The sequence below is a fragment of the Micromonospora sp. NPDC050495 genome, assembly GCF_040655175.1.
Taxonomy (GTDB): domain Bacteria; phylum Actinomycetota; class Actinomycetes; order Mycobacteriales; family Micromonosporaceae; genus Micromonospora.
Window position 1 is genome coordinate 27,639 of sequence record NZ_JBFAJK010000040.1, and the last position, 22,019, is coordinate 49,657.

At 74.0% G+C, this 22,019-nt stretch carries 22 protein-coding genes and 1 riboswitch; of the genes, 11 read left to right on the top strand and 11 right to left on the bottom strand.

Annotated features, from left to right (window positions below; translation table 11 throughout):
* Positions 1-5 precede the first annotated feature (5 nt).
* From AB0I11_RS27455 to AB0I11_RS27465, 3 genes are all read right to left on the bottom strand, one after another.
* Entirely contained in the window at positions 6-863 is an 858-nt protein-coding gene (locus tag AB0I11_RS27455) for an ABC transporter substrate-binding protein (protein WP_357326564.1), read from the bottom strand.
* Between the two features lie 105 nt (positions 864-968).
* Positions 969-1,100: a hypothetical protein gene (locus tag AB0I11_RS27460; RefSeq protein ID WP_357326567.1), complete on the bottom strand. Its 132-nt coding sequence runs from the start codon at positions 1,098-1,100 to the stop codon at positions 969-971.
* Positions 1,101-1,132: 32 nt separating this feature from the next.
* Positions 1,133-1,243, bottom strand: a riboswitch (SAM riboswitch).
* A gap of 69 nt (positions 1,244-1,312) precedes the next feature.
* Complete coding sequence (locus tag AB0I11_RS27465; protein ID WP_357326570.1) at positions 1,313-2,788, bottom strand: NAD(P)/FAD-dependent oxidoreductase; 1,476 nt, start codon at positions 2,786-2,788, stop codon at positions 1,313-1,315.
* Between the two features lie 198 nt (positions 2,789-2,986).
* Between AB0I11_RS27465 and AB0I11_RS27470 the strand changes: the two genes are divergently transcribed.
* From AB0I11_RS27470 to AB0I11_RS27490, 5 genes are all read left to right on the top strand, one after another.
* On the top strand, positions 2,987-4,294 hold the full coding sequence (locus tag AB0I11_RS27470) for a hypothetical protein (protein ID WP_357326573.1): 1,308 nt from the start codon (positions 2,987-2,989) through the stop codon (positions 4,292-4,294).
* Positions 4,295-4,342: 48 nt separating this feature from the next.
* Positions 4,343-4,915, top strand: coding sequence for a PadR family transcriptional regulator (locus AB0I11_RS27475; RefSeq protein WP_357326576.1), 573 nt, complete (start codon positions 4,343-4,345; stop codon positions 4,913-4,915).
* On the top strand, positions 4,912-6,633 hold the full coding sequence (locus AB0I11_RS27480) for an acyl-CoA dehydrogenase (RefSeq protein ID WP_357326579.1): 1,722 nt from the start codon (positions 4,912-4,914) through the stop codon (positions 6,631-6,633). Before AB0I11_RS27475 ends, AB0I11_RS27480 begins: the two co-directional genes overlap by 4 nt.
* 411 nt (positions 6,634-7,044) lie before the next feature.
* Positions 7,045-7,593, top strand: a complete 549-nt coding sequence (locus AB0I11_RS27485; RefSeq protein ID WP_357326582.1) for a GNAT family protein — start codon at positions 7,045-7,047, stop codon at positions 7,591-7,593.
* 94 nt (positions 7,594-7,687) lie between these two features.
* The gene (locus AB0I11_RS27490; protein ID WP_357326585.1) at positions 7,688-8,098 is read left to right on the top strand and encodes a type II toxin-antitoxin system Phd/YefM family antitoxin; all 411 of its coding nucleotides are present in this window, start codon (positions 7,688-7,690) and stop codon (positions 8,096-8,098) included.
* 118 nt (positions 8,099-8,216) lie between these two features.
* On the opposite strand, the gene pgi is transcribed toward AB0I11_RS27490, so the two are convergent.
* Positions 8,217-9,851, bottom strand: coding sequence for a glucose-6-phosphate isomerase (gene pgi / locus AB0I11_RS27495; RefSeq protein WP_357326673.1), 1,635 nt, complete (start codon positions 9,849-9,851; stop codon positions 8,217-8,219).
* A gap of 254 nt (positions 9,852-10,105) precedes the next feature.
* Here pgi and AB0I11_RS27500 point away from each other — a divergent pair, with 254 nt between their 5' ends.
* The 3 genes from AB0I11_RS27500 to AB0I11_RS27510 all read left to right on the top strand — a co-directional run bounded on the left by AB0I11_RS27500 (position 10,106) and on the right by AB0I11_RS27510 (position 13,053).
* Positions 10,106-11,155 (top strand): aldo/keto reductase, encoded by a 1,050-nt coding sequence (locus AB0I11_RS27500; protein ID WP_357326588.1) that lies wholly within the window; start codon positions 10,106-10,108, stop codon positions 11,153-11,155.
* 231 nt (positions 11,156-11,386) lie between these two features.
* On the top strand, positions 11,387-12,472 hold the full coding sequence (locus tag AB0I11_RS27505) for a hypothetical protein (protein ID WP_357326591.1): 1,086 nt from the start codon (positions 11,387-11,389) through the stop codon (positions 12,470-12,472).
* Positions 12,473-12,513: 41 nt separating this feature from the next.
* Positions 12,514-13,053, top strand: coding sequence for an RNA 2'-phosphotransferase (locus tag AB0I11_RS27510; RefSeq protein ID WP_357326594.1), 540 nt, complete (start codon positions 12,514-12,516; stop codon positions 13,051-13,053).
* Between the two features lie 60 nt (positions 13,054-13,113).
* Here the strand turns inward: AB0I11_RS27510 and AB0I11_RS27515 are convergent, their stop codons facing one another.
* The 7 genes from AB0I11_RS27515 to AB0I11_RS27545 all read right to left on the bottom strand — a co-directional run bounded on the left by AB0I11_RS27515 (position 13,114) and on the right by AB0I11_RS27545 (position 18,968).
* Positions 13,114-14,397 carry a sulfite oxidase gene (locus AB0I11_RS27515; RefSeq protein ID WP_357326597.1) on the bottom strand — a complete coding sequence of 428 codons (1,284 nt, stop codon included), beginning with the start codon at positions 14,395-14,397 and terminating at the stop codon, positions 13,114-13,116.
* Between the two features lie 332 nt (positions 14,398-14,729).
* Positions 14,730-15,245, bottom strand: coding sequence for an NUDIX domain-containing protein (locus AB0I11_RS27520; RefSeq protein ID WP_357326600.1), 516 nt, complete (start codon positions 15,243-15,245; stop codon positions 14,730-14,732).
* 120 nt (positions 15,246-15,365) lie between these two features.
* Positions 15,366-15,965, bottom strand: a complete 600-nt coding sequence (locus tag AB0I11_RS27525; protein WP_357326676.1) for an NADAR family protein — start codon at positions 15,963-15,965, stop codon at positions 15,366-15,368.
* 223 nt (positions 15,966-16,188) lie between these two features.
* Positions 16,189-16,830, bottom strand: a complete 642-nt coding sequence (locus tag AB0I11_RS27530) for an SRPBCC family protein (protein ID WP_357326602.1) — start codon at positions 16,828-16,830, stop codon at positions 16,189-16,191.
* Complete coding sequence (locus AB0I11_RS27535) at positions 16,827-17,189, bottom strand: metalloregulator ArsR/SmtB family transcription factor (RefSeq protein ID WP_357326605.1); 363 nt, start codon at positions 17,187-17,189, stop codon at positions 16,827-16,829. The genes AB0I11_RS27530 and AB0I11_RS27535 overlap by 4 nt, the downstream gene beginning before the upstream one ends.
* Positions 17,190-17,438: 249 nt before the next feature.
* Entirely contained in the window at positions 17,439-18,113 is a 675-nt protein-coding gene (locus AB0I11_RS27540; RefSeq protein WP_357326608.1) for a peptidoglycan recognition family protein, read from the bottom strand.
* A 108-nt stretch (positions 18,114-18,221) separates the two neighbouring features.
* A complete protein-coding gene (locus AB0I11_RS27545) occupies positions 18,222-18,968 on the bottom strand; it encodes a lysozyme (RefSeq protein ID WP_357326611.1) in 747 nt (248 codons plus the stop codon).
* Positions 18,969-19,191: 223 nt separating this feature from the next.
* Here AB0I11_RS27545 and AB0I11_RS27550 point away from each other — a divergent pair, with 223 nt between their 5' ends.
* The 3 genes from AB0I11_RS27550 to AB0I11_RS27560 are packed head-to-tail and all read left to right on the top strand — an operon-like array spanning position 19,192 to position 22,019.
* A complete protein-coding gene (locus AB0I11_RS27550) occupies positions 19,192-19,542 on the top strand; it encodes a YciI family protein (RefSeq protein WP_357326614.1) in 351 nt (116 codons plus the stop codon).
* On the top strand, positions 19,539-20,762 hold the full coding sequence (locus AB0I11_RS27555; RefSeq protein WP_357326617.1) for a sigma-70 family RNA polymerase sigma factor: 1,224 nt from the start codon (positions 19,539-19,541) through the stop codon (positions 20,760-20,762). The genes AB0I11_RS27550 and AB0I11_RS27555 overlap by 4 nt, the downstream gene beginning before the upstream one ends.
* Positions 20,763-20,816: 54 nt before the next feature.
* Positions 20,817-22,019 (top strand): endo-1,4-beta-xylanase, encoded by a 1,203-nt coding sequence (locus AB0I11_RS27560; protein ID WP_357326620.1) that lies wholly within the window; start codon positions 20,817-20,819, stop codon positions 22,017-22,019.

Below are 22,019 nucleotides of genomic sequence, written 5' to 3' on the forward strand. Positions count from 1 at the left end.
TCCGGTCAGGAGGCCGCCGACGGCGACGGCACCGCGACCGTGCCGCTGCCCGGCGTGAAGTCGGCCGGGATGGGCCGGCCCGGGTAGTACTGCGCCTGGAGCCGGCTCCAGGTGCCGTCGGCGATAACCTCGTCGAGGCCCTTGTTCAGCGCCTCGCGCAGCTTGTCGTTGCCCTTGGCGACGGCGTACGCGGTCGGCGCGGGGCTGAGCTGCTTGGCGGCCACCTTGATCTTGCCGTTGCTGTCGCCGGCGGACGTGTCGCCGATCTCGGCCGGGGCGATCCAGGCGTCGGCGGTGCCGGCCTTGAGCTGGTTGACCGCGCCGTTGTAGTCGGGCACCCGCACCGGGTTCAGGTTCTGCCTTGTGGCGTAGTCGTCCTGCACGGTGCCCTGCACGACCACCACCCGCTTGCCGGCGAGCTGGTCGAAGCCGGTGATCGTCGAGCCGGCCGGCACGTCCAGTCCGAAGTAGCCGAAGTCGTAGCCGTTGCCGAAGTCGACGGTCTTCTTCCGCGCCTCGGTGATCGTGATGGACGAGCTGCCCACGTCGAACTTGTGGTTGTTGACCTGCGCCAGCAGCGCCGAGAAGTCGGTGCCGACGAACTCCACCTTCAGCCCTGCCTTGGCGGCCACGGCGGTGAGCAGGTCGTTGTCGAAGCCGGTGAACTTCCCGTCCTTCAGGTACACGTTCGGCGGGGCGTCGGTGAGCGTGCCGGCCCGCAGGACGCCGGGCTGGAGCAGCCCGTACGGGTTGGCGGCCTCGCTGGTGGAGCCGTCGTCACCGCAGGCGGTCAGTCCGGTGGCGGCGAGCACGGCGGCGGCGCCGAGCACGGCGACGCGGGTCAGGGCGGTACGGATACGCACGTGTCTTCTCCAATGTGGACGGCGGCGCGGGACGTGCGTCGCCGACGGCGCCGCCGGACAGGGCGGGGCCGCGAGGTGGATCGAGGAAAAAGGGGGAGGTGGCGCTCAGCGCGCGACGGCGCCGCGACAGCCGTCGCTGCACACCCGCATCAGGTCGACGTGCCGGCGCTTGACCAGCGCGAAACCGGCCGGGTGGGCGACGCCGTCGGCGGGTGGGGTGCGGAGTCGAGCAGACATGGGTCTCCCTGGTCGTTGCTGACCTGGGTGCCAGGCCACGCTTGCACCGGCGGCTGCCGGTGCCTGGTCCTCACCCGGGGCACCCCACCGCGGAGGAGGGTTGCCGGCCAGCGAGCCGGGGCTTGGCGCTGGCGCTCATGACCTGCGCAGAAGGCTAGCAGCAGCCCCGCCGGTGTCGTCCAGCGGTTATGACCACCCTCACGCGCCGCGCCTTACCGGCGGGCCGGCATGATCGGCGCGTCCCGGCCGGTGCCGTGCCGCGACGGCGCCTTCTGCTCGTGGTAGTCCTGCTCGACGTTGACCGTCCAGACGTCGTGCCCGGCGCCGTGGGCGATGTTCTCCGCGGTCAGCATGGCGGTGAGCATCGAGTGGTCGGCGTTGTTGTAGCGGTGCATGCCGTTGCGCCCGACCGGGTGCACGTTCTCGACCTCCCGGGCCAGCCAGCCCCGGATCACGTCGACGTTGTGCTGGTAGTGCTCGTCGTAGACCGGGTAGGCCTTGGGCATGCGGACCACGTAGCCGGTCTCCACGCAGCCGGGGCGGACCAGGCCGAGCCGCTCCAGCTCGGCGGTGGCGAGGGCGATCAGGTCGGCGTCCGGGGTCCGCCACATCTCGTCGTCCTCGAAGACGAAGTACTCCAGCCCCAGGCAGGTCCGCCCGTCCTTGACCAGGTACGGCGACCAGGAGCCGAAGTTCTGGATCCGCCCCACCTTCGCGGCCGGGTCGTGCACGTAGATCCAGTTGTCCGGGAAGGAGAACTCGGCGGGCACCACCAGCGCGACGGTGAGGAAGTCCCGGTAGCGCAGGTCGTCCGCGGCGGCGCGGACCTCGGGCGGCGCCGCCGGGCGCATGGCGTGCACCAGCGCCGAGATCGGCATCGAGGAGATCACGTGGTCGGCGGGCTCGGTCCGCTCGCCGTCGGCGTCGAGCACCGTCACGGCGGTGGCCCGGCGCGTCGCCGGGTCCCGGTGCACGGCGGCCACCCAGGTGTTCAGCCGTACCGTGCCGCCCCGCTTCTCCACCTCCTCGGTGCAGCGCTCCCACATCATGCCGGGGCCGTGCTTCGGGTACTGGAACTCCTCGATCAGGCTGGTCACGTCCTTGCGGTTGCGCCGGGGCAGCAGCGCGTTGAGCACCGCCGTGGACAGCGACAGGTTCTTGATCCGCTGGGCGGCCCAGTCCGCCTGCAACTGGTCGGCCGGCATCCCCCAGACCTTCTCGGTGTACGTCTTGAAGAAGATCGAGTAGAGCCGCCAGCCGAACCGGGCGGAGACCCAGCCCTCGAAGTGCGACTGGTCCCGCGGCGGTCGCAGCCGGGCCCGTCCGTACGAGCCGACGCAGCGCAGCGCCTCCCGCAGGCCCAGGTTGCGCAGGGCGTTGGTGGCGTTGAGCGGGTAGTCGTAGAGGGCGCCCCGGTAGTAGATCCGGCTCATCCGGGGCCGGAGCAGGAAGTCCTCGTCGGGCAGGATCTCGTGCCAGAAATCCTCGACCCGGGAGACCTTGGTGAAGAACCGGTGCCCGCCGATGTCGAACCGCCAGCCGTCGCGTACCACCGTTCGGCTGATCCCGCCGACCACCTCGTCGGCCTCGTAGACCCGTACCGTCTCGCCGTGGCGCAGCAGTTCGTAGGCGGCGGTCAACCCCGCCGGCCCCGCTCCGATGACCACGGTTCCGTTGCCGTCATCCATACCGTCCGCGCCCCCCGTGAGCGTGCCGATGCGGCCCCGCCCTTACCCGTCCTGGCCGCGAACTCACCTCCGGTGCGGGCCGGGATCGGAGGTGGTCCGGCCGATCGGAGGGCCGAAGGTGTCAACCGGGCCGGAACGGGGATGCCGGGGACGGTTCGCGGTCCGAGGGTCGGTCGCGGGGCGATCGGTGGGAGCGCGATGGCGGACGAGGTGCGGGCCGGCCCGACCGGCGGCTCCCCGGCGACCGGGCGGTCGGGCGTACCGGGCCGGGGGGTCGGCGCCGGCGCGCGGGCCCGGCTGGCCGGCGTCGGCCGGCGGGTGTCCGGCCTGGCCGACCGGATTCCGACGCCGTGGGGCTTCGTGCTCGCCGTCTTCGTCGGTTCGAAGGTCGTGCTCAGCCTGGTCGGCACGCTGGTGCTGACCGCCTGGGACCTGGCGCCCGGGTCGCTGCCCGCGGACGAGGCGACGATGCGGGCCCAGCAGGACGCGATCTCCGGGCAGCGCTGGTTCTCGCTCTGGTTCGCCTGGGACTCGTTCCTCTACGACCACCTGACCCGGTTGCCGCTGGACCGGCCCTGGACCGACTTCGGGTTCCCGCTGCTCTACCCGTTCCTGGCCCGGCCGCTCGCGCCGCTGCTGGGCGGCCACACCGCCTGGGCGCTGCTGCTGGTCGCCAACGTGGCGCTGCTGTTCCAGCTCTACTACGCGTACCGGCTCGGCGGCCGCCTGCTCGGCGCGGCCGACGGGGACGCCGCCGGCGCGGACGGCCGGCGGTCGGTGCGGTACCTGCTGCTCCTACCGACCGCGTTCCTGTTCCAGGCGGCGCTGACCGAGTCGCTCTTCGTCTGCCTGGCCCTGGCCGCCTTCTGGTACGCCGAGCAGCGCCGCTGGCTGGTGGCCGGGATCGTCGGCTACTTCCTCGCGATGAGCCGCTCGGTCGGCTTCCTGGTGGTGATCCCGCTGGCCCTGGTGCTGCTGAACCAGCACGGCTGGCGGTTGCGCCCGGCGAACTGGTGGCGCTACCTGCGGCAGGGCTGGGCGCTGGTGCTGGTCCCGGCCGGCTGGCTGACCTTCATGGCGTTCTGCCGGTGGCAGGGCGGCGACTGGTTCGCCTACCAGCACGCCCAGGAGAAGGGCTGGGGCATCAAGGTGCAGAACCCGCTGCCGGTGGCCTGGGCGGCGCTGGCCGGCGACAACTCGGCGGACGCGCTGCGGGTGTGGATCGCGGTCGCCATGGTGGCGGTGGCCGTCGCCGGGCTGCGCCGGCGCGCCGAGTGGCCGTACCTGGTCTACACCCTCGTCGTGGTGCTCGTGCCGCTGTCGATGGGGCCGCCGGTGTACAAGAGCCTGCTGCGCTACCTGCTCGCCGCCTTCCCGGTGGCGCTGGTGCTGGCCCGCTGGGCGCGCCGGCGCGGCCTGGACTCCTGGCTCACCGCGGGACTGGCGCTGCTCCAGGGCGTGCTCTTCGCCGTCTGGATCAGCTACTGGACCCACTTCATCATCTGATGCCGGCGCGGCTTGCTATGCAACTCGTTGCATAGCAAGATGGCCGGCATGTCGCTGGAGCACGCCATCCTCGTCTCGCTGCTGGAGCAACCCGCCTCCGGCTACGACCTGGCCCGGCGCTTCGACCGCTCGATCGGCCGCTTCTGGACCGCCACCCACCAGCAGATCTACCGGGTGCTCAAGCGGATGGACGGCGACGGCTGGATCACCGCCGAGGCGATCGGCCAGGCGGCGCTGCCGGACAAGAAGATCTGGTCGGTCACCCCGACCGGGCGGTCCGCCCTGGTCGGTTGGCTGCGCGCCCCGGTGCAGCCGGAGGCGGTCCGGCACGAGCTGGCCGTCAAGATCCGCGGCGCGGCCTTCGACGACGACGCCGGCCGCGCCGCGCTGGTCGCCGAGGTCGAGCGCTACCGCGCCGACCACGCGGCCACCCTCGCCGGCTACCTGGCCGGCGAGGCCCGCGACTTCCCCGACCCCGCCGCCCCGGACGCCCGCGGGGCGCTCCAGCACGTCGTGCTGCGCGGCGGCATCGCGTACGAGCGGATGGTGCTGGCCTGGCTCGACGACGTCCTCGACACCCTCCGCGACCTCGACCGCTGCCCAGAAAGGCGACCGGCGTGACCGACCCGCTGCTGTTCCACCCGCACCACTACGACCCCGCCGACCTCGACGAGACCTCCCGGCGGCTGCTGCGCGCCACCATCGACTGGTTCGAGTCCCGGGGCAAGCGCGCCCTGGTGGAGAGCTACAACCACCACGAGTGGTACGCCGACTTCCTCGACTTCGCCGCCAAGGAGCGGCTCTTCGCCACCTTCCTCACCCCGGCCGCCGACGCCGGCGGCGACCCGGACAAGCGCTGGGACACCGCCCGCACCGCCGCGCTCAGCGAGATCCTCGGCTTCTACGGCCTCGGCTACTGGTACACCTGGCAGGTCACCGTGCTCGGCCTCGGGCCGGTCTGGCAGAGCGGCAACACCGCCGCCCGGGCCCGCGCCGCCGCGCTGCTCGACGAGGGACACGTCATGGCGTTCGGCCTCTCCGAGCGGCCGCACGGCGCCGACATCTACGCCACGGACATGCTGCTCACCCCGGACGGCGCGGGCGGCTTCCGGGCCACCGGCGGCAAGTACTACATCGGCAACGGCAACGCCGCCGGGCTGGTCTCCGTCTTCGGCCGCCGCGCCGACGTCGACGGTCCCGAGGGGTACGTCTTCTTCGCCGCCGACAGCCGGCACCCGGCCTACCGGCTGGTCCGCAACGTGGTGAACGCGCAGATGTACGTCAGCGAGTTCCGGCTCGAGGACTACCCGGTGCGCGCCGAGGACGTGCTGCACACCGGGCAGGCCGCCTTCGACGCCGCGCTGAACACCGTCAACGTCGGCAAGTTCAACCTCTGCACCGCCTCCATCGGCATCTGCGAGCACGCCATGTACGAGGCGGTCAGCCACGCCCACAACCGGGTGCTCTACGGCCGGCGGGTCACCGACTTCCCGCACGTGCGCCGCGAGTTGACCGACGCGTACGCCCGCCTGGTGGCGATGAAGCTGTTCAGCGACCGCGCGGTCGACTACTTCCGCTCGGCCGGCCCGGACGACCGGCGCTACCTGCTGTTCAACCCGATGACCAAGATGAAGGTCACCACCGAGGGCGAGAAGGTCATCGACCTGCTCTGGGACGTGATCGCGGCGAAAGGCTTCGAGGCCGACACCTACTTCGACAAGGCCGCCCGGGACATCCGCGGCCTGCCGAAGCTGGAGGGGACGGTGCACGTCAACCTGGCCCTGATCCTCAAGTTCCTGCCGAACTACCTGTTCCGGCCGGCCGAGCACCCGCCCGTGCCGACCCGCCGGGACCCGGCCGACGACGAGTTCCTGTTCCGGCAGGGCCCGGCCCGCGGCCTCGGCGCCATCCGCTTCCACGACTGGCGCACGCCGTACGACGCGCACGCCCACCTGCCCAACGTGGCCCGGTTCCGGGAGCAGGCCGACGGGCTCGCCGCGCTGCTCGCCTCGCACGCCCCGGACGAGGCCCAGCAGCGGGACCTGGACTTCCTGCTCACCGTCGGCCAGCTCTTCGCCCTGATCGTCTACGGTCAGCTCATCCTGGAGCAGGCCGCGCTGACCGGCCTCGACGCCGACCTGCTCGACGGGATCTTCGACCTGCTGATCCGGGACTTCTCCGGGTACGCCACCGAGCTGCACGGCAAGGCCGCCACCAGCGACGAGCAGGCCGCCTGGGCGCTCACCCAGGTGCGCCGCCCGGTCCGCGACGCCGAGGGCGCCGCCCGGGTCTGGGCGCGGGTCGTCGCCCTCTCCGGCGGCTACGAGATGAACCCCTGACGGTCGGGAGTGCCGTTCCCGGCTGCCGCTGGCCTGCGGGTGGGTCGGTGACGGCGCGGAGTGCCTTCTCAGCCGCTACCGACTTGATGACGTAGACGGATCACCCGTTACCTTTTTGATCGTCCCCAGCCCGGGGGGTGACCGCTGATCCATTCTGGTCATCAAGTCGGTAGGCGGAAAGGTGAGGTGCCTCCGCACCCCGCGCCGCCCGGATCGGCGGCTGAACGGGCCGCCGTTGCTCACGGTGGTCGCCGTGACGCGAGCGCGCCGGCGGGGTCCGGACCCTGCCTGGGCAGCTCGGTCGCGGCCGGCGGGCGAGGACAGCGGTGCGGCGGTCTGGGTGTCTCACGCGCGACCGCCAGGTGGGGAAAGCTGGTGCGGCGCCGAGGGGGCCGGCACTAAGTTGCGGGGATGTTCTCCCTCGCGCTGACCGATGACGCCGAGCTGCGGCCGCTGCAGCCGTGGCACTCGACCGAGTTCCTCGCCAATCTCGACCGCTGCCGGGAGCACATCGCCCCCTGGGTGGGCGCCTCCTTCGTGGCCACCGATCCCGAGTCGGCCCGCCGGGTGCTGCAGAACTACGCCGACCGGTGGGCCCGGGACGACGGCGGGATCTGGGGTATCTGGCGGGGCGGCACGCTGGTCGGTGGGGTGATGTTCGTGTCGCTGAGCACCGCCACCGGTGTCGCCGAGGCCGGCTGCTGGCTGGAGCCCGGGGCCGAGGGGCACGGCCTGGTGACCCGGGCGGCCCGCGTGATCATCGACTGGGCGATCCGGGAGCGCGGCATCCACCGGGTGGAGTGGGTCACCAAGGCCGCCAACGCGCGCAGCATCGCCGTCGCCCGACGGCTGGGGATGAGCCGCGACGGCGTGCTCCGGGCGGCCGCATCCGGTCCGGACGGCCGGGCCGACCTGGAGGTCTGGTCGGTGCTGGCCCCGGAGTGGCAGCCGGCGGGCTAGCCGGGCGCGGCGTCCACCCGCCGGGTGTCCGCGCCGACGGCCCACGCTGGACACGTGGCGGAGTTTTGTCGTACCCGGACGTGAACATGTGTCCATGGCTGCCCCCGCCCTGGCCGACCGGTCCCCCCAGCCGCGCGCCCTGCCGCTGCGCGAGATCCGCACCCGGCTCACCCAGCTCGTCGCCCTGGCCGAGCTGACCGACACCGTCACCGTGGTCACCCGCGACGGCGACCCCCGACCCATCGCCGCGATCGTGCCCGCGGCGGCGGCCCGCACGGCGGCCCAGACCCGGGCCGACGCCGAGCGGATCGCCGCGATCAGCGCCGGCTGGTCCCGGCGGCTGGAGGAGCAACGCCGGCAGAGCAGCCGGCGGCACGCCGCCGAGCGGCAGGCCCTCGTCGACGCCCTCGCCGAGACCTGGGCCGAGCTGGACCGGCGCGCCCCGGCCGGCGACCCGGCGCTGGCCCGGCTCCGCGCCGCCCACGCCGACCTGCTGCGCGACTAACCCGCGCCGCCCGCGCCGACCTGCTGCGCGACTGATCCGCGCCGGCGCTCACGCCGACCTGCCGTGCGACCGGCGCCGGCCGGCGACGCCCGACGCGGGCGCCGCCGGTGGCGTACGGTCAGTCGCGGCCGCGCTGGGCGCGGTAGCGGCGGATCAGCGCGGCGGTGGAGGAGTCCACGTCGGCCAGGTCCGGGCCGGCCCCGGTCAGCTTCGGCGCGAGCTGGTTGGCCATCACCTTGCCCAGCTCCACCCCCCACTGGTCGAACGCGTTGATGTCCCAGACGGCGGCCTCGGTGAAGACGATGTGCTCGTACAGGGCGATCAGCTGGCCCAGCGTCGACGGGGTGAGCTTCGGCGCGATGATCGAGGTGGTCGGGTGGTTGCCCGGCATCACCCGGTGGGGCACCACCGCGGCGGCGGTGCCCTCCGCCTCGACCTGCTCCTTCGTCCGGCCGAAGGCCAGCGCGGCGGTCTGCGCGAAGAAGTTGGACATGAACAGGTCGTGCATGTCGCCGAGATCGTGGTTGGGCTGGCTGAACGCGATGAAGTCGGCCGGGATCAGCCGTGTCCCCTGGTGGATGAGCTGGTAGAAGGCGTGCTGGCCGTTGGTGCCGGGCTCGCCCCAGAAGACCTCCCCGGTCGGGTACGTCACCGGCCGGCCGTCCACCGTCACCGACTTGCCGTTGCTCTCCATGGTGAGCTGCTGCAGGTACGCGGGGAACCGGTGCAGGTACTGCGAGTACGGCAGCACCGCGTGCGTCTGCGCGTCGAGGAAATCGGTGTACCAGACGTTGAGCAGGCCGAGCAGCGCCGGCACGTTGCGCTCCACCGGCGTGCTGCGGAAGTGCTCGTCGACGGCGTGGTAGCCGGCCAGCAGGTCCCGGAACCGGTCCGGACCGACGGCCAGCATCACCGACAGCCCGACCGCCGAGGGCAGCGAGTACCGGCCGCCCACCCAGTCCCAGAAGCCGAACATGTTCGCCGGGTCGATGCCGAAGTCGCGTACCCGCTGCTCGTTGGTGCTGACCGCGACGAAGTGCCGGGCGATCGCCGAGTCGTCGGCGTCCAGCCCGGCCAGCAGCCAGCGCCGGGCCTGGTCGGCGTTGGCCAGGGTCTCCTGGGTGGAGAAGGTCTTCGAGACCACCACGAACAGGGTGCTCGCCGGGTCCAGGTCGGTGGTCTTGTCGTGGATGTCGGTCGGGTCGATGTTGGACACGAACCGGCAGGAGATCCCCGCGTCCCGGTACGCCTTGAGCGCCTCGTACGCCATCACCGGCCCGAGGTCGGAGCCGCCGATGCCGATGTTGACCACGGTGGTGATCCGCTCGCCGGTGTGGCCGCGCCAGGCGCCGGAGCGCACCCGGTCGGCAAAGGCCGACATCCGGTCCAGCACGGCGTGCACGTCGGCCACCACGTCCTGCCCGTCCACCACCAGCGTGGCGTCGCGCGGCAGGCGCAGCGCGGTGTGCAGCACGGCCCGGTCCTCGGTGGCGTTGATGTGCTGCCCGGCGAACATGGCGGCGATCCGGTCGGCCAGCCGGATCCGCGCGGCCAGGGCGGTGAGCAGCGCGACGGTCTCGTCGGTGACCAGGTTCTTGCTGTAGTCCACGTGCAGGTCGGCGATCTCGCCGGTGAGCCGCTCGCCCCGCTGCCCGTCGGCGGCGAACAGCTCCCGCAGGTGCGTGCCGCGCATCGCCTCGGCGTGCTTGCGCAGCGCCTGCCATTCGTCGGTGGTGGTGACGTCCACAGCCATCGGGTCGATCTTCTCCTTCACGACGGGTCTGCCAGCGGGCCGTCGTCGCCCCGCTGCCGGCGACCCCACCAGCCTGCCACCCGGGCCGGGCCCGCGCGACGCGACCCGGCATCGCCCACCCGTCGGGCGTGGTGGGACGCCGGTGCTCCCGCCGGGCCGACCGGCGCGGTTGACCTCGAGTGCGCTCGAATCCCTACCGTGGCGGGACCGGTCGCCGCCCGGTCAGCGCGGCGACACCCCGGAGAAGGAGCAGTATGCGTTACCGCGTTCTGGGCGGCACCGGCATCCAGGTGAGCGTCCACACTCTCGGCACGATGATGTTCGGCGCGGTCGGCAACCCCGACCACGACGACTGCGTACGCATCGTGCACGCCGCCCTCGACCAGGGCATCAACGTCGTGGACACGGCCGACATGTACTCCGCCGGGGAGTCCGAGGTGATCGTCGGCAAGGCCTTGACGGGCCGCCGGGACGACGTGGTCCTCGCCACCAAGGTGCACTTCCCGATGGGGGAGGGGCCGAACCGGGGCGGCAACTCGCGGCGCTGGATCGTCCAGGCGGTCGAGGCCAGCCTGCGCCGGCTCGGCACCGACTGGATCGACCTCTACCAGGTGCACCGCCCCGACCACACCACCGACATCGAGGAGACCCTCGGCGCGCTGACCGACCTGGTCCGGGCCGGGAAGATCCGGGCCTTCGGCTGCTCCACGTTCCCGGCCGAGGAGATCGTCGAGTCGCACCACGTCGCCGAGCGGCGGGGCCTCGGCCGGTTCCGCACCGAGCAGCCGCCGTACTCGATCGTGGCCCGGGGGATCGAGACGTCGGTGCTGCCGGTCTGCCGGCGCTACGGCATGGGGGTGCTGGTGTGGAGCCCGCTGGCCTCCGGTTTCCTCTCCGGCCGCTACCGGCGGGGCCGGTCTGTCGACCTCACCGCCGGCCGGCCGGCGCGCACCCCGGCCCGGTTCGACCCGGCGCTGCCCGGCAACGCCGCCAAGTACGCCGCCGTCGAGGAGCTGGCCGCGCTCGCCGACGAGCTGGGCTGCACGCTGCCCGAGCTCGCCGTGGCGTTCACCGTGGCGCACCCGGCGGTCACCTCGGCGATCATCGGGCCGCGCACCATGGAACAGCTCGACGGGCTGCTCAAGGGGGCCGCGCTCACCCTCGAGGACGCGGCGCTGGACCGGATCGACGCGATCGTGCCGCCCGGCACCAACCTCTACCAGCCCGACGGCGTCTGGTCGCCGCCGTCGCTCACCGACCCGGCCCACCGCCGCCGACCGGCCGCCGACCGGGCCGCCGCCTGAGCTGACCGCCGCCCGGGTCGGCCAGAGCCGGTGCTGCGGCGCGGCGTCTGGCGCGAGTGATGGGGCGCCGGCGGTGGGGGTGCCGGGTGGTGGGGCGCCGGCGGTGGGGGTGCCGGGTGCTGGGGCGCCGGGCGGTGGAGGTGCCGGGCGGTGGGGGTGCCGGCGGTGGGGGTGCCGGCGGTCGGTGCCGGTGCTGGACGCTGCGGCCGGACCTGCGGCAGGATGCCCGGAATGGCCACCCCGCCCGCCCGTCGCGCCAGCGTCGCCGCCGCCGCGCTCGCGCTCCTCGCCGCCGGCTGCTCGGGCCCGGCCCCCTCCACCGCCGCGCCCGCGCCGGCCGCCACCACACCCGCCGCCACCGCGTCGGTCGCCACCGCCACCCCGGTGTCGCCGGCGTCCGCCGCCGCGCCGGCGGCCCGCAGCGGCCTCGGCGCCCGGCCCAGCCCGGCCGTCCGGGCCTGCACCGTCTTCCCGGCGGACAACGTCTGGCACGCCGACGTGTCCCGGCTGCCGGTGCACCCGCGCTCCGCGGCCATGGTCAACGCGATCGGATCCGGGGCGGCGGTGCACGCCGACTTCGGCTCCGGCACCTGGCAGGGCGCGCCGATCGGCATCCCGGTCACCGTGGTGCCCGCCGGGCAGCGACGGGTCCCGGTCGCCTTCACGTACGCCGACGAGAGCGACCCGGGCCCCTACCCGGTGCCGGCGAACGCGGCGGTCGAGGGCGGGCCGGACGCGACCGGTGACCGGCACGTGATCGTCTGGGACCGGGCGGCCTGCCGGGCGTACGAGTTGTTCGACGCGCGTCCGGCCGGGGGTGGCTGGCGGGCCGGCTCGGGCGCGGTCTTCGACCTCCGGTCGAACCGGTTGCGACCGGCCGGGTGGACCTCGGCGGACGCCTCCGGGCTCGCCATCCTGGCCGGTCTGGTCCGCTACGACGAGGTGGCCGCGGGCCGCGTCGACCACGCCATCCGGGTGACCGTGCCGCGTACCCGCACCGGCTGGACCTGGCCGGCCACCCACTCCGCCTCCTCGGCGACCGACCCGAACCTGCCCCAGCTCGGCCAGCGGCTGCGGCTCAAGCCCTCGGTGGACCTGTCCCGGCTGCCCCGGCAGGCGCGCATCGTCGCCGAGGCGATGCGCCGGTACGGGCTGATCGTCGCCGACCACGGGTCGGCCTGGTACCTCTCCGGCACGCCGGACCGGCGCTGGGACAACGACGCGCTGCACGCCCTCGGCGGCCTGCGGGGCAGCGACTTCGAGGTGGTGGACGCGTCCGGGCTGACGGTCGGCCGAGGCTCCGGCGCCGTCCGCTGAACCCGGTCGACCGCGCGCCGGCCGTCCGCCACACTGACGGTGTGGATCATCGTGACCTGGTCCGGGTGAGCAAACGGATGTCCCTGGCCCTGCGGCACCGGCCGGACCGGTTCGGGCTGGTGCTCGACCGGGCCGGCTGGGTACCGGTCGCCGACCTCCTCGCGGCGCTGCGGATCGGCCGGGCCGAGCTGGACGCCGTGGTCGCCGGCAACGACAAGCAGCGCTTCGCGGTGATCCGTGGCGCGGACGGCGTCGACCGGATCCGGGCCAGCCAGGGCCACTCCGTCCCGGTCGAGCTGGGGCTGGCCCCGGCCGTCCCGCCCGACCGGCTCTACCACGGCACCAGCGAGAGCGTGCTGCCCGCGATCCGCGCCGAAGGGCTGCACCGGGGCCGCCGCCACCACGTACACCTCTCGCCGGACGTGGCGACGGCCCGCCGGGTCGGCGCCCGCCGTGGCGGCGCGGTGGTGGTGCTCACCATCGACGCCGCCGCGATGGCCGGCGCCGGGCACCTCTTCTTCCGCAGCGACAACGGCGTCTGGCTCACCGACACCGTCCTGCCGCGCTACCTCACCGCCTGACCGGCCCCGCGCGCGCCCCGGCCACGGGCACCGCCGGTCCAGCGCCGGCGGGCGGCCGGGTCAGCCGGCGGTGACCGGGTGGCGCACCACCCCGTCGAAGAGGTAGCCGAGGTCGTTGGGGGCGGCGCGGTCGGGCTGGACGGCGCCGGTCACGTCGGTGGCGCGGGCGCGCAGGACCCACCGGCCGGGCGCCGGCGGGCGCCACCGAACGCTCCACCGCTGCCACGGTCCACCCCGGTCGGCGGCGACCAGGTCGGCCGGGCGCCAGCCGTCCCCGGTGTCCACCTCCACCCGGTCGATCGGTCCGGCCCCGGACCAGGAGCGGCCGCGCAGCAGCACCTCCTCCCCGGCGGTGACCCGGGCATCCCAGGCCAGCTCGAAGGCGCTCTTGATCGACTGGGTGGCCAGCGTCCCACCACCGGCCGGCTGCCCGGGCCCGAACATCCGGTAGAACTGGGTGTTCCACGGGGAGAAGAGCGGGGTGGCGGAGACCTCCACCGGGCCTACCCACTTGATCGAGGAGATACCGATCCAGCCGGGCACCACCACGCGCACCGGGAAGCCGTGGTCGGCGGGGAGCGGCTCGCCGTTCATCTCGTACGCCAGCAGCACGTCGTCGAGGGCCTTGGCGATCGGCAGCGGCCGGCGTACCCGGCCGAGGTTGATCCCACCGGTCACGTAGTCCGGGTCCAGCCCTTCCGGCATCACGTCGACCGCGTCCCCGGTCAGGCCGGCCAGCCGGAGCACCGTGCCCAGCCGGACGCCCCGCCAGCGGGCCACCCCGACGCCGCCCAGGTCCCAGGCCACGCCCGGCGCGGGCTCGTCCTGCTGGTCGGCGAAGAAGCGCCGGCCGTTGCCGGCGCACTCCAGCAGCGCGGCGCTCTCCTCGGCGGGCAGCCGGCGCAGGTCGTCGAGGCCGAACTCGACCGGGGTGTCGCGGGAGGGCGCGCCGCGCAGCCCGGTGCCGAACAGGCGCAGCCGCCAGGCGTCCGGGTCCAGGCGGGGCGTCACCGTGTGGTTGCGCACGAAGAAGCGGTCGTTGGGCACCACGTACTCCTGTCCGGCCAGCGCCGTCCAGTGCATCTCCGCGTTGGTGTCCAGCGGGCGCAGCAGGTCGGGCCGGAGCGGCTTGCGGATCGGCGTACCGGGGTCGACGCCGACCGGCGCGGCGGCCACCGCGACCGGTTCGCGTTCCGCCGCGGCGGCGGTGAGGGCGGCCATCGCGGCGCCCACCTCCAGCAGCCCGTCGCGGTCGACGCCGGCGCCGTGCGCCTCGCCGGCCAGCCACTGCCGGCTGCGGCGGGCGTCGTGCCCGGCTTCCTGGGGCGGCGGGGTACGGGACACGACTGACCTCCGGCTCGGCGACGTTGCCGACCCCATTCAACAGTGCCGGTAACGGTCGATCCGTCGCAGGTCAGGGTGGGTTGTCGGCCGGACGGACGGGGGCGCGCCGCGGCGCTCCCCGGCGAGTCGAGCCCGATCGGCCGGAACGGTGAGCCGCATGTCACGCCCGCAGACGCCCCGGTTTGCGGCATGTTGGGGTGTGGGGCGTGGCGGACGCCCCGGTTTGCGGCATGTCGGGGTGTCGTGCGCGGCTGGGCGCCGCGACGCCCGGCGTGTTCGTCGCCGCCGATCCCGCGACGCCGGGGCGGAGCGGGCGGCCCGGCGCGGGTGGCTCAGACCGGGCGTTGGCCGGCGAGGAAGTCGGCCAGCACCCGGGTGTGCGTGGAGAAGGCCAGCTCGACCGGCTCGGTGAGGACCAGCCACTCGGTGGCCTCCTCGGTCGGGGCGGACGGCGGCAGGTCCCCGACCGGCCGCTCGGGCAGCACCCCGAAGACCATCATGGTGCCGCCGGCCGGCGCCCCGTGCACCGCGAACAGCTGGGCCTCGTCGGCCTCGGCCAGCAGCCCGGTCTCCTCGCGCAGCTCCCGGACCAGCGCCGCGGACCACTCCTCGCCGTACTCGATGAAGCCCCCGGGGAGGGCAAGCTGGCCGCGGGCCGGCTCGATGTCGCGGCGGACCACCACCACGCCAAGGCCCGCCGGCGTACGGACCGGCAGCACCGCCACCGCGACGGGCAGCGGATTGCGCCAGACCGTCTCCCCGCAGATCGCGCAGAGCCGTGGCCAGCCGGCGTCGGCCGGGTAGGCCGAGCCGCAGTACGAGCAGTGCGAGAAGGGTGCAGCGGTCACGCCGCAGCACGTTACCCGCCCGACGGCCGTCCGTCAGGCGTCGAACCCGGCCGCCGGGCCGCCGGTCGGGCGCCGGCGCCGGGCCGCCGGTCGGGACCGGCACCGGGCGCCGGGCCGTGATCAGGCGCGGGCACCCGGTCGGTGCTCAGCTGTCGCGTCCCGCGGGGCGGCGCGGAGGGTGGCGCGCGCCGCCATCAGCGCGAAACCGAGCAGGTTGTCGCCCCGCCAGCTCGCCGGATCGGCGGTACGCGGATCACAGGCGGCCAGGCCGATGCCCCAGATCCGGTCCAGCGGGCTGGCCTCCACCAGCACCCGGTCACCGGTGCCGAGCAGGTAACGGCGCAGCTCCTCGTGCTGGCCGAACTTCGCCACGCTGCCGGCCACCACCATGTCGTAGCGGCAGGCCGCCCAGGTGGCCTCGTCGAAGCCGGGCACCTGCCGGCCCAGCGCCTTGGCCCGCGCCGGATGGTCGGCCGCGAGCACCCGCCCGGCGATGGCGTCGTCGCCGAACAGGGTGGCTTTGTGCCACATCATCCAGTGCTCGGCGGTGGCGTAGGTCCGGCCGTCCACGGTGAACGGCGCCGGCCACCACTGGCTCAGGCAGCCGGCGCCGACGCTGCCGTCGCGCTGCGGGCGGTGCCCCCAGAAATACAGGCAACGCGGCTGCTGGCCGGACTCGACGGCGGCGAGCAGTTCGGCGACGGATCGGATCGGCACGATCGACAGTGTGCCGGACGGCACCGACACCCCGCCCCCGTGTTTTCGCCGCCCGCCGCCCGCCGCCCGCCGCCGTCGGGGCTCGCCGCCGCCCGCCGCAACGCTCGCTGCCCGCTGCCCGCTGCCCGCTGCCCGCTGCCCGCTGCGCCGTCCGCCATCCGCCGCCGCTCGCTGCACGCCGCTGGCCGCCGTTCGTCGTGGCCGTCGGGACCGCGCGCCGGCCGCGTCAGGAGGCCGGGGCGCCGGTGTACGCCGCGGTGGTCCGGTCGGCTGCCGCCCGGGCCTCCTCGGCCGGGGTGCCGGCGGCCACGCTCGCCTCGCACCAGCGCTGGCTGCTCAGGACGATAAAACGGCGCGCGTCGTCGGAGCCCATCCACTCGGCGGCCTGGTCGGGGGTGACCCCGCTGCCGTCGGCGGCGAGGTGGGAGGCGAGGCCGAGCAGTCCCATGTCCCAGCCGACCCCGACCGCGCCCGGCCCGAACTCGGCCCAGCGCTGGTCGTCGACGTGCGCCACGTGCTCCAGCTCGAACCGGGTACGCCCGGCGCCGGCCTCGGTGAGCCGCACCTCGATCCCGCTCACCTCGCCGCCGTACTCCCAGGTGGCGGCGAAGCTGTGCGGCGGGTCGCACCGCTCGATCGTGCCGCCGGCGTTCCCCTCCAGCTGGTAGCGCCCGCCGACCTTCAGCTCGCCGGAGACGGGCAGGAACCAGCGGGGGATCCGCTCGGCCGTGGTGCAGGCGTCCCAGACGTCGGCCAGCGGCGCGTCGTAGGTCTGGCTGATGGTGAGCACCCGGGCCTGCCCGGCGGGCAGCGTCCGGCTGCCGACGGTGCGCTCGACGGCGCTGATCTGCCCGGTCGTGTCGGTCATGGTGTTGTCCTCTCGTCGGAAGTGTCCTCGCGCAGCCGCCGTTCGCGCCGGCCTCGGGCCAGTTCCGTGGCGAGCGCCGCCAGCGGGGGCGTCCAGAACCGCCGGAAGCCGGCCAGCCACTCGTCCATCTCCCGCAGCGGGCCCGGCTCCACGGCGTAGAGCCGGCGGGTGCCGGCGGCGCGCACGCTGGCGAAGCCGTGCTCCCGTAGCACCTTGAGGTGTTGCGACACGGCCGGTTGGCTGATGCCGAACTCCCGCTGGATGGTGGCCCCGAGCGCGCCCGCGGGCTGCTCGCCGTCGGCGAGCAGCTCCAGGATCCGGCGCCGCACCGGGTCGCCGAGGACGTCGAAGGCGTGCACGGCCTCTTTCTATCAGACCCAGCTTATATAAGCGAGCACTGCATCAGAGCGCACCGCAGGCAGGCGCACCGCGTGAGGGCGCGCCGCGTGAGGGCGCGCCGCGTGAGGGCGCGCCGCGTGAGGGCGCGCCGCGTGAGGGCGCGCCGCACGAGGGGGTGCGGCGCGGGTGGTGGCGGGTCGAGCGGTGGCGGGTCGAGTGGGCCGGGTGGCGGGACGCCCGGCGGGGCCGGGCGTCCCGCGAGACGCCGGTCAGCCGCCGAGGCGGGCGGCGACGGTGCTGCGCAACTCCGGCAGCCGGTCGTGCAGCAGCCCCGGGCACTGGGTGTTGTTGAAGTCCTTGTGCCCGTAGATCTCGGTCGGCGGGATGCCGTACTGCTGGCAGGTGAACGCGCAGAACCACACCAGGCTGTTCCAGAGCGCCTGCGGTGGCTGCACGTCCAGGTAGATGCCGTCGTTCTCGATCCCGATGGCCTGGCTGTTCTGGCCCACGCAGTGCGCGCCCTGCACCATGGTCTGCCCGTGCAGCAGCGCGTACAGGCTGCCGTGCCGGCCCTCGGTGAGGTAGCCGCCGCGGCTGTTGGTGAAGTGCTGCCCGGTGTCGAGCCAGCCGTTGGTGTCCATGTGCAGGTTCTGGATGTCGCGCGAGTTCCGGTAGGCCTGCGCGAGGCTGTAGTCGGTGGTGTTCGGGAACGCCGTGTGATGAATGATGATCTTGTTGGGCCGGCTCTGCACGATGCTCACCGCCGACGACGGGGGACGGGCGCCCCAGGTCGCGCAGTTGGCGATGGTCGGCTGGTCGATCCGGGTGGCGGCGGCGCGCGCGTCGCGGCCGGCGTCGAACTGGGTCAGCGCGGTGGCGCCGGCGGCGGCACCGAGCAGGACGGCGCCGCGCAGCACGGCCCGCCGGGGCAGGGGAACGGACATCGGGGCCTCCTCGTCGGGGACGGACGGCGCCGGTGGCGGGCGGTCGCTCCGGGCCGGGCGTGCGTCCCCACGCCCGAGCCGACGGAGCGGGCCCGCCCCCGGAGCGGGTCAGCAGGGTCCGTTGCAGGCCATCACCTTGAGCCGGTCCCAGCTTCCGTTCCAGACGTTCTGGTCGCCGGGGAAGACGCCGGAGGACGACCACTGCCAGAAGGAGTACGTCGGCCAGCCGGCCGGGAGGGTGCCGACGCTGCTGGAGTAGCGCGCGATCCACAGCGGGTTGTTCGCGGAGAACTGCGAGGTGTTGCCGGTGCAGGTGCTCCACCAGTCGGTGGTGGTGTAGATGGTGGCCCACCGGCCGGTGCGCGCGTAGTACTGGTTGACGAACGAGGCGATCCAGCTGCGCATCGACGCCTGGCTCAGCCCGTAGCAGGTCGAGCCGTACGGGTTGTACTCGATGTCCAGCGCGCCGGGCAGGGTCTTGCCGTCCTTGGACCAGCCGCCGCCGTGGTCGACGAAGTAGTTCGCCTGGGTGGCGCCGCTGGTGGTGTCCGGCCGGGCGAAGTGGTACGACCCGCGGATCATGCCGACGTTGTACGAGCCGACGTACTGCTGGGCGAAGTACGGGTTGGTGTAGTAGGTGCCCTCGGTCGCCTTCACGTACGCGAACCGGGCGCCGTTGTTCCAGGCGGCCGACCAGTTCACGTTGCCCTGGTAGCTGGAGACGTCCATGCCGGGCAGGCCGGCCGGCGCGGCGCTGGCGGGAGTCGCGCCGACGAGGGCCGAGGCGGCGAGGGTAGCGGTGGCGAGCAGGGCCGTGGCGGCCGTACGCAGCGCCGTTCGCAGGGGACGGTGCATCTTTCCTCCCTGGGGGTGTGGGGAGTGTGACGAAAGGAACTGTCAGTATTAGGTCACAGACTGGAGAAACTTTTCAATAGAGGCATGGAAATTTTTCTCTGTCTTGAGGGTCGCCCGGTCCGGCGGCGGAATCCGCTCCGGCCGGCGTGTCGAAACCGGTCCGCGCCGTTCGTATGGAGGGTGGAGGGGCGGCCGGGCCGCCCCGGGCCACGAGGAGGAGCGGATGAAGCAGTACCTGATCAGCATGTACCAGCCGGCCGGCGCGGCGGCGCCGGATCCGGAGTTCCTGGCCGGGGTGATGCGCGAGGTGGACGCCATCGGCCGGGAGCTGCGGGAGGCCGGCTGCTGGGTGTTCGGCAACGGCCTGCACGCCCCGCAGACCGCCACGGTGCTGCGGGCGGAGGGTGACGACGTGCTGGTCACCGACGGCCCGTTCGCCGAGGGCAAGGAGTACCTGGGCGGCGTCACCATCATCACCGCCCCCGACCTGGACGCCGCGCTCGACTGGGGCCGCCGGTACGCGCTGGCCACCACGCTGCCGATCGAGGTGCGCCCGTTCCAGAGCGGGGCATGACCGGCCCGGCCGACGTCGAGCGGGTCTTCCGCGCGGAGTACGGCCGGGCGGTGGCCGTCCTGGTCCGCCTGCTCGGCGACCTCGACCTCGCCGAGGAGGCGGTCCAGGACGCGTTCGCCACGGCGGCCGACCGGTGGGCCGCCGCCGGCCCACCGCCCAGCCCGGCCGGCTGGATCATCACCACCGCCCGGAACCGGGCGATCGACCGGCTGCGCCGGGAGGCGTCCCGCGCGGATCGGCACGCCGAGGCCGCCCGGCTGCGCGCCCCCGATCCGCCCATCGAGGAGGGACCCGTGCGCGACGACCGGCTCCGGCTGATCTTCACCTGCTGCCACCCGGCGCTCGGTCCGGCCGCCCGGGTCGCGCTGACCCTGCGCCTGCTCGGCGGGCTGAGCACCGCCGAGATCGCCCGGGCCTTCCTGGTGCCCGAGCCGACCATGGCGCAGCGCCTGGTCCGGGCCAAGGCGAAGATCCGCGACGCGGGCATCCCGTACCGGGTGCCCCGCGGCGCCGACCTGCCCGACCGGCTGCGCGCCGTGCTGGCCGTGCTCTACCTGGTCTTCAACGAGGGGCACACCGCCAGCGCGGGGCAGCGGCTGACCCGCGCCGACCTGTGCGCCGAGGCGATCCGGCTGGGCCGGCTGCTCGTCGAGTTGATGCCGGACGAGCCGGAGGCGCTCGGGCTGCTCGCGCTGATGCTGCTGGCCGAGGCGCGACGGGACGCCCGGACCGGGCCGGACGGCGCGCTGGTGCCGCTGGGCGCGCAGGACCGCCGCCGCTGGGACCGCGCGCTGATCGCCGAGGGGCAGGCGCTGGTGCGACGCTGCCTGCGCTGGGACCGGCCCGGTCCGTACCAGATCCAGGCCGCGATCAACGCGGTGCACGCCGACGCGGCGACCGTGGCGGAGACCGACTGGCGGCAGATCCTCGCCCTCTACGACCAGTTGATGGCGCACGCCCCCGGACCGGTGGTGGCGCTGAACCGGGCCGTCGCGCTGGCCGAGGTGGCCGGGCCGGCCGTCGCGCTCGCCGAGGTCGACCGGCTGGACCTGGCGGACTACCACGTCCGGCACGCCGTCCGCGCGGACCTGCTGCGCCGCCTCGACCGGCCGGCCGAGGCGGTGGCCGCGTACGACGCGGCGATCGAGCGCACCGGCAACGCCGCCGAGCGGGCGTTCCTGCGCCGCTCCCGGGACCTGCTGGCGTACCCCGGGCCCTAACCTGTGATCCGGATGCCCGGCACCGGGGCGTCCGGCTCACCCCGGGGAGGACCGATGGAACACCGCACCGCCGAGGCGACCGTGACCGTGACCCGCGACGGCCGGCCGCTGGCCGGCCAGGAGGTGACGGTCGCGCAGCGCGAGCACAGCTTCCGGTTCGGCTGCACCGGCTTCGAGTTCGTCGACCTCGCCAACGGCGCCGGCACCGCGCGGGACGAGGCGCTCGCGGCGGAGTGGTTCGAGCTGTTCAACGTGGCCACGCTGCCGTTCTACTGGGGACGCTTCGAGCCCGAGCGCGGCCGGCCGGACACCCGCCGCCTGCTGGCCACGGCCCGCTGGTTCGTCGACCGCGGCTGCCCGGTCAAGGGCCACCCGCTGGCCTGGCACACGGTGACCGCCGACTGGCTGCGCGAGCTGCCGACCGAGGAGATCGCCCGGCTCCAGCGGGACCGGATCACCCGCGAGGTCACCGACTTCGCCGGGGTGATCGACGCGTGGGACGTGATCAACGAGGTCGTCATCATGCCGATCTTCGATCGGGACGACAACGGGATCACCCGCCTCTGCCGCGAACTCGGCCGCATCCCGCTGGTCCGGATGGTGTTCGACGCCGCCCGGGCCGCGAACCCGCACGCCACGCTGCTGCTCAACGACTTCGACATGTCGGCCGCGTACGAGTGCCTGATCGAGGGGGTGCTGGCGGCCGGCGTGCGGATCGACGCGCTGGGCCTGCAGAGCCACATGCACCAGGGCTACTGGGGCGAGGAGAAGACGCTGGGCATTCTGGACCGGTTCGCCCGCTACGGGCTGCCGATCCACTTCACCGAGACCACGATCGTCTCCGGTCACCTGATGCCGCCGGAGATCGTCGACCTGAACGACTACCAGATCCCGGACTGGCCGACGACGCCCGAGGGTGAGCAGCGCCAGGCCGACGAGATCGTCCGGCACTACCGGACCCTGCTGTCGCACCCGTCCGTGCAGGCGGTCACCTACTGGGGGATCAGTGACGGGGGCTGGTTGGGCGCGCCGGGCGGCTTCCTGCGCGCCGACGGCAGCCGCAAACCCTCCTACGAGGCGCTGCACGGGCTGATCAAGGGCGACTGGTGGCTGCCACCGACCACGCTGGTCACCGACGCGCAGGGCCGCGTGCGGTTCCGTGGGTTCCTGGGCGCCTACGAGGTGGGCGCCGCGGGCCGTACGGCCGTGGTGCGCCTGGACGCCCCGGGCGAGGTGGCGCTCGACGCGGCGCTGTGA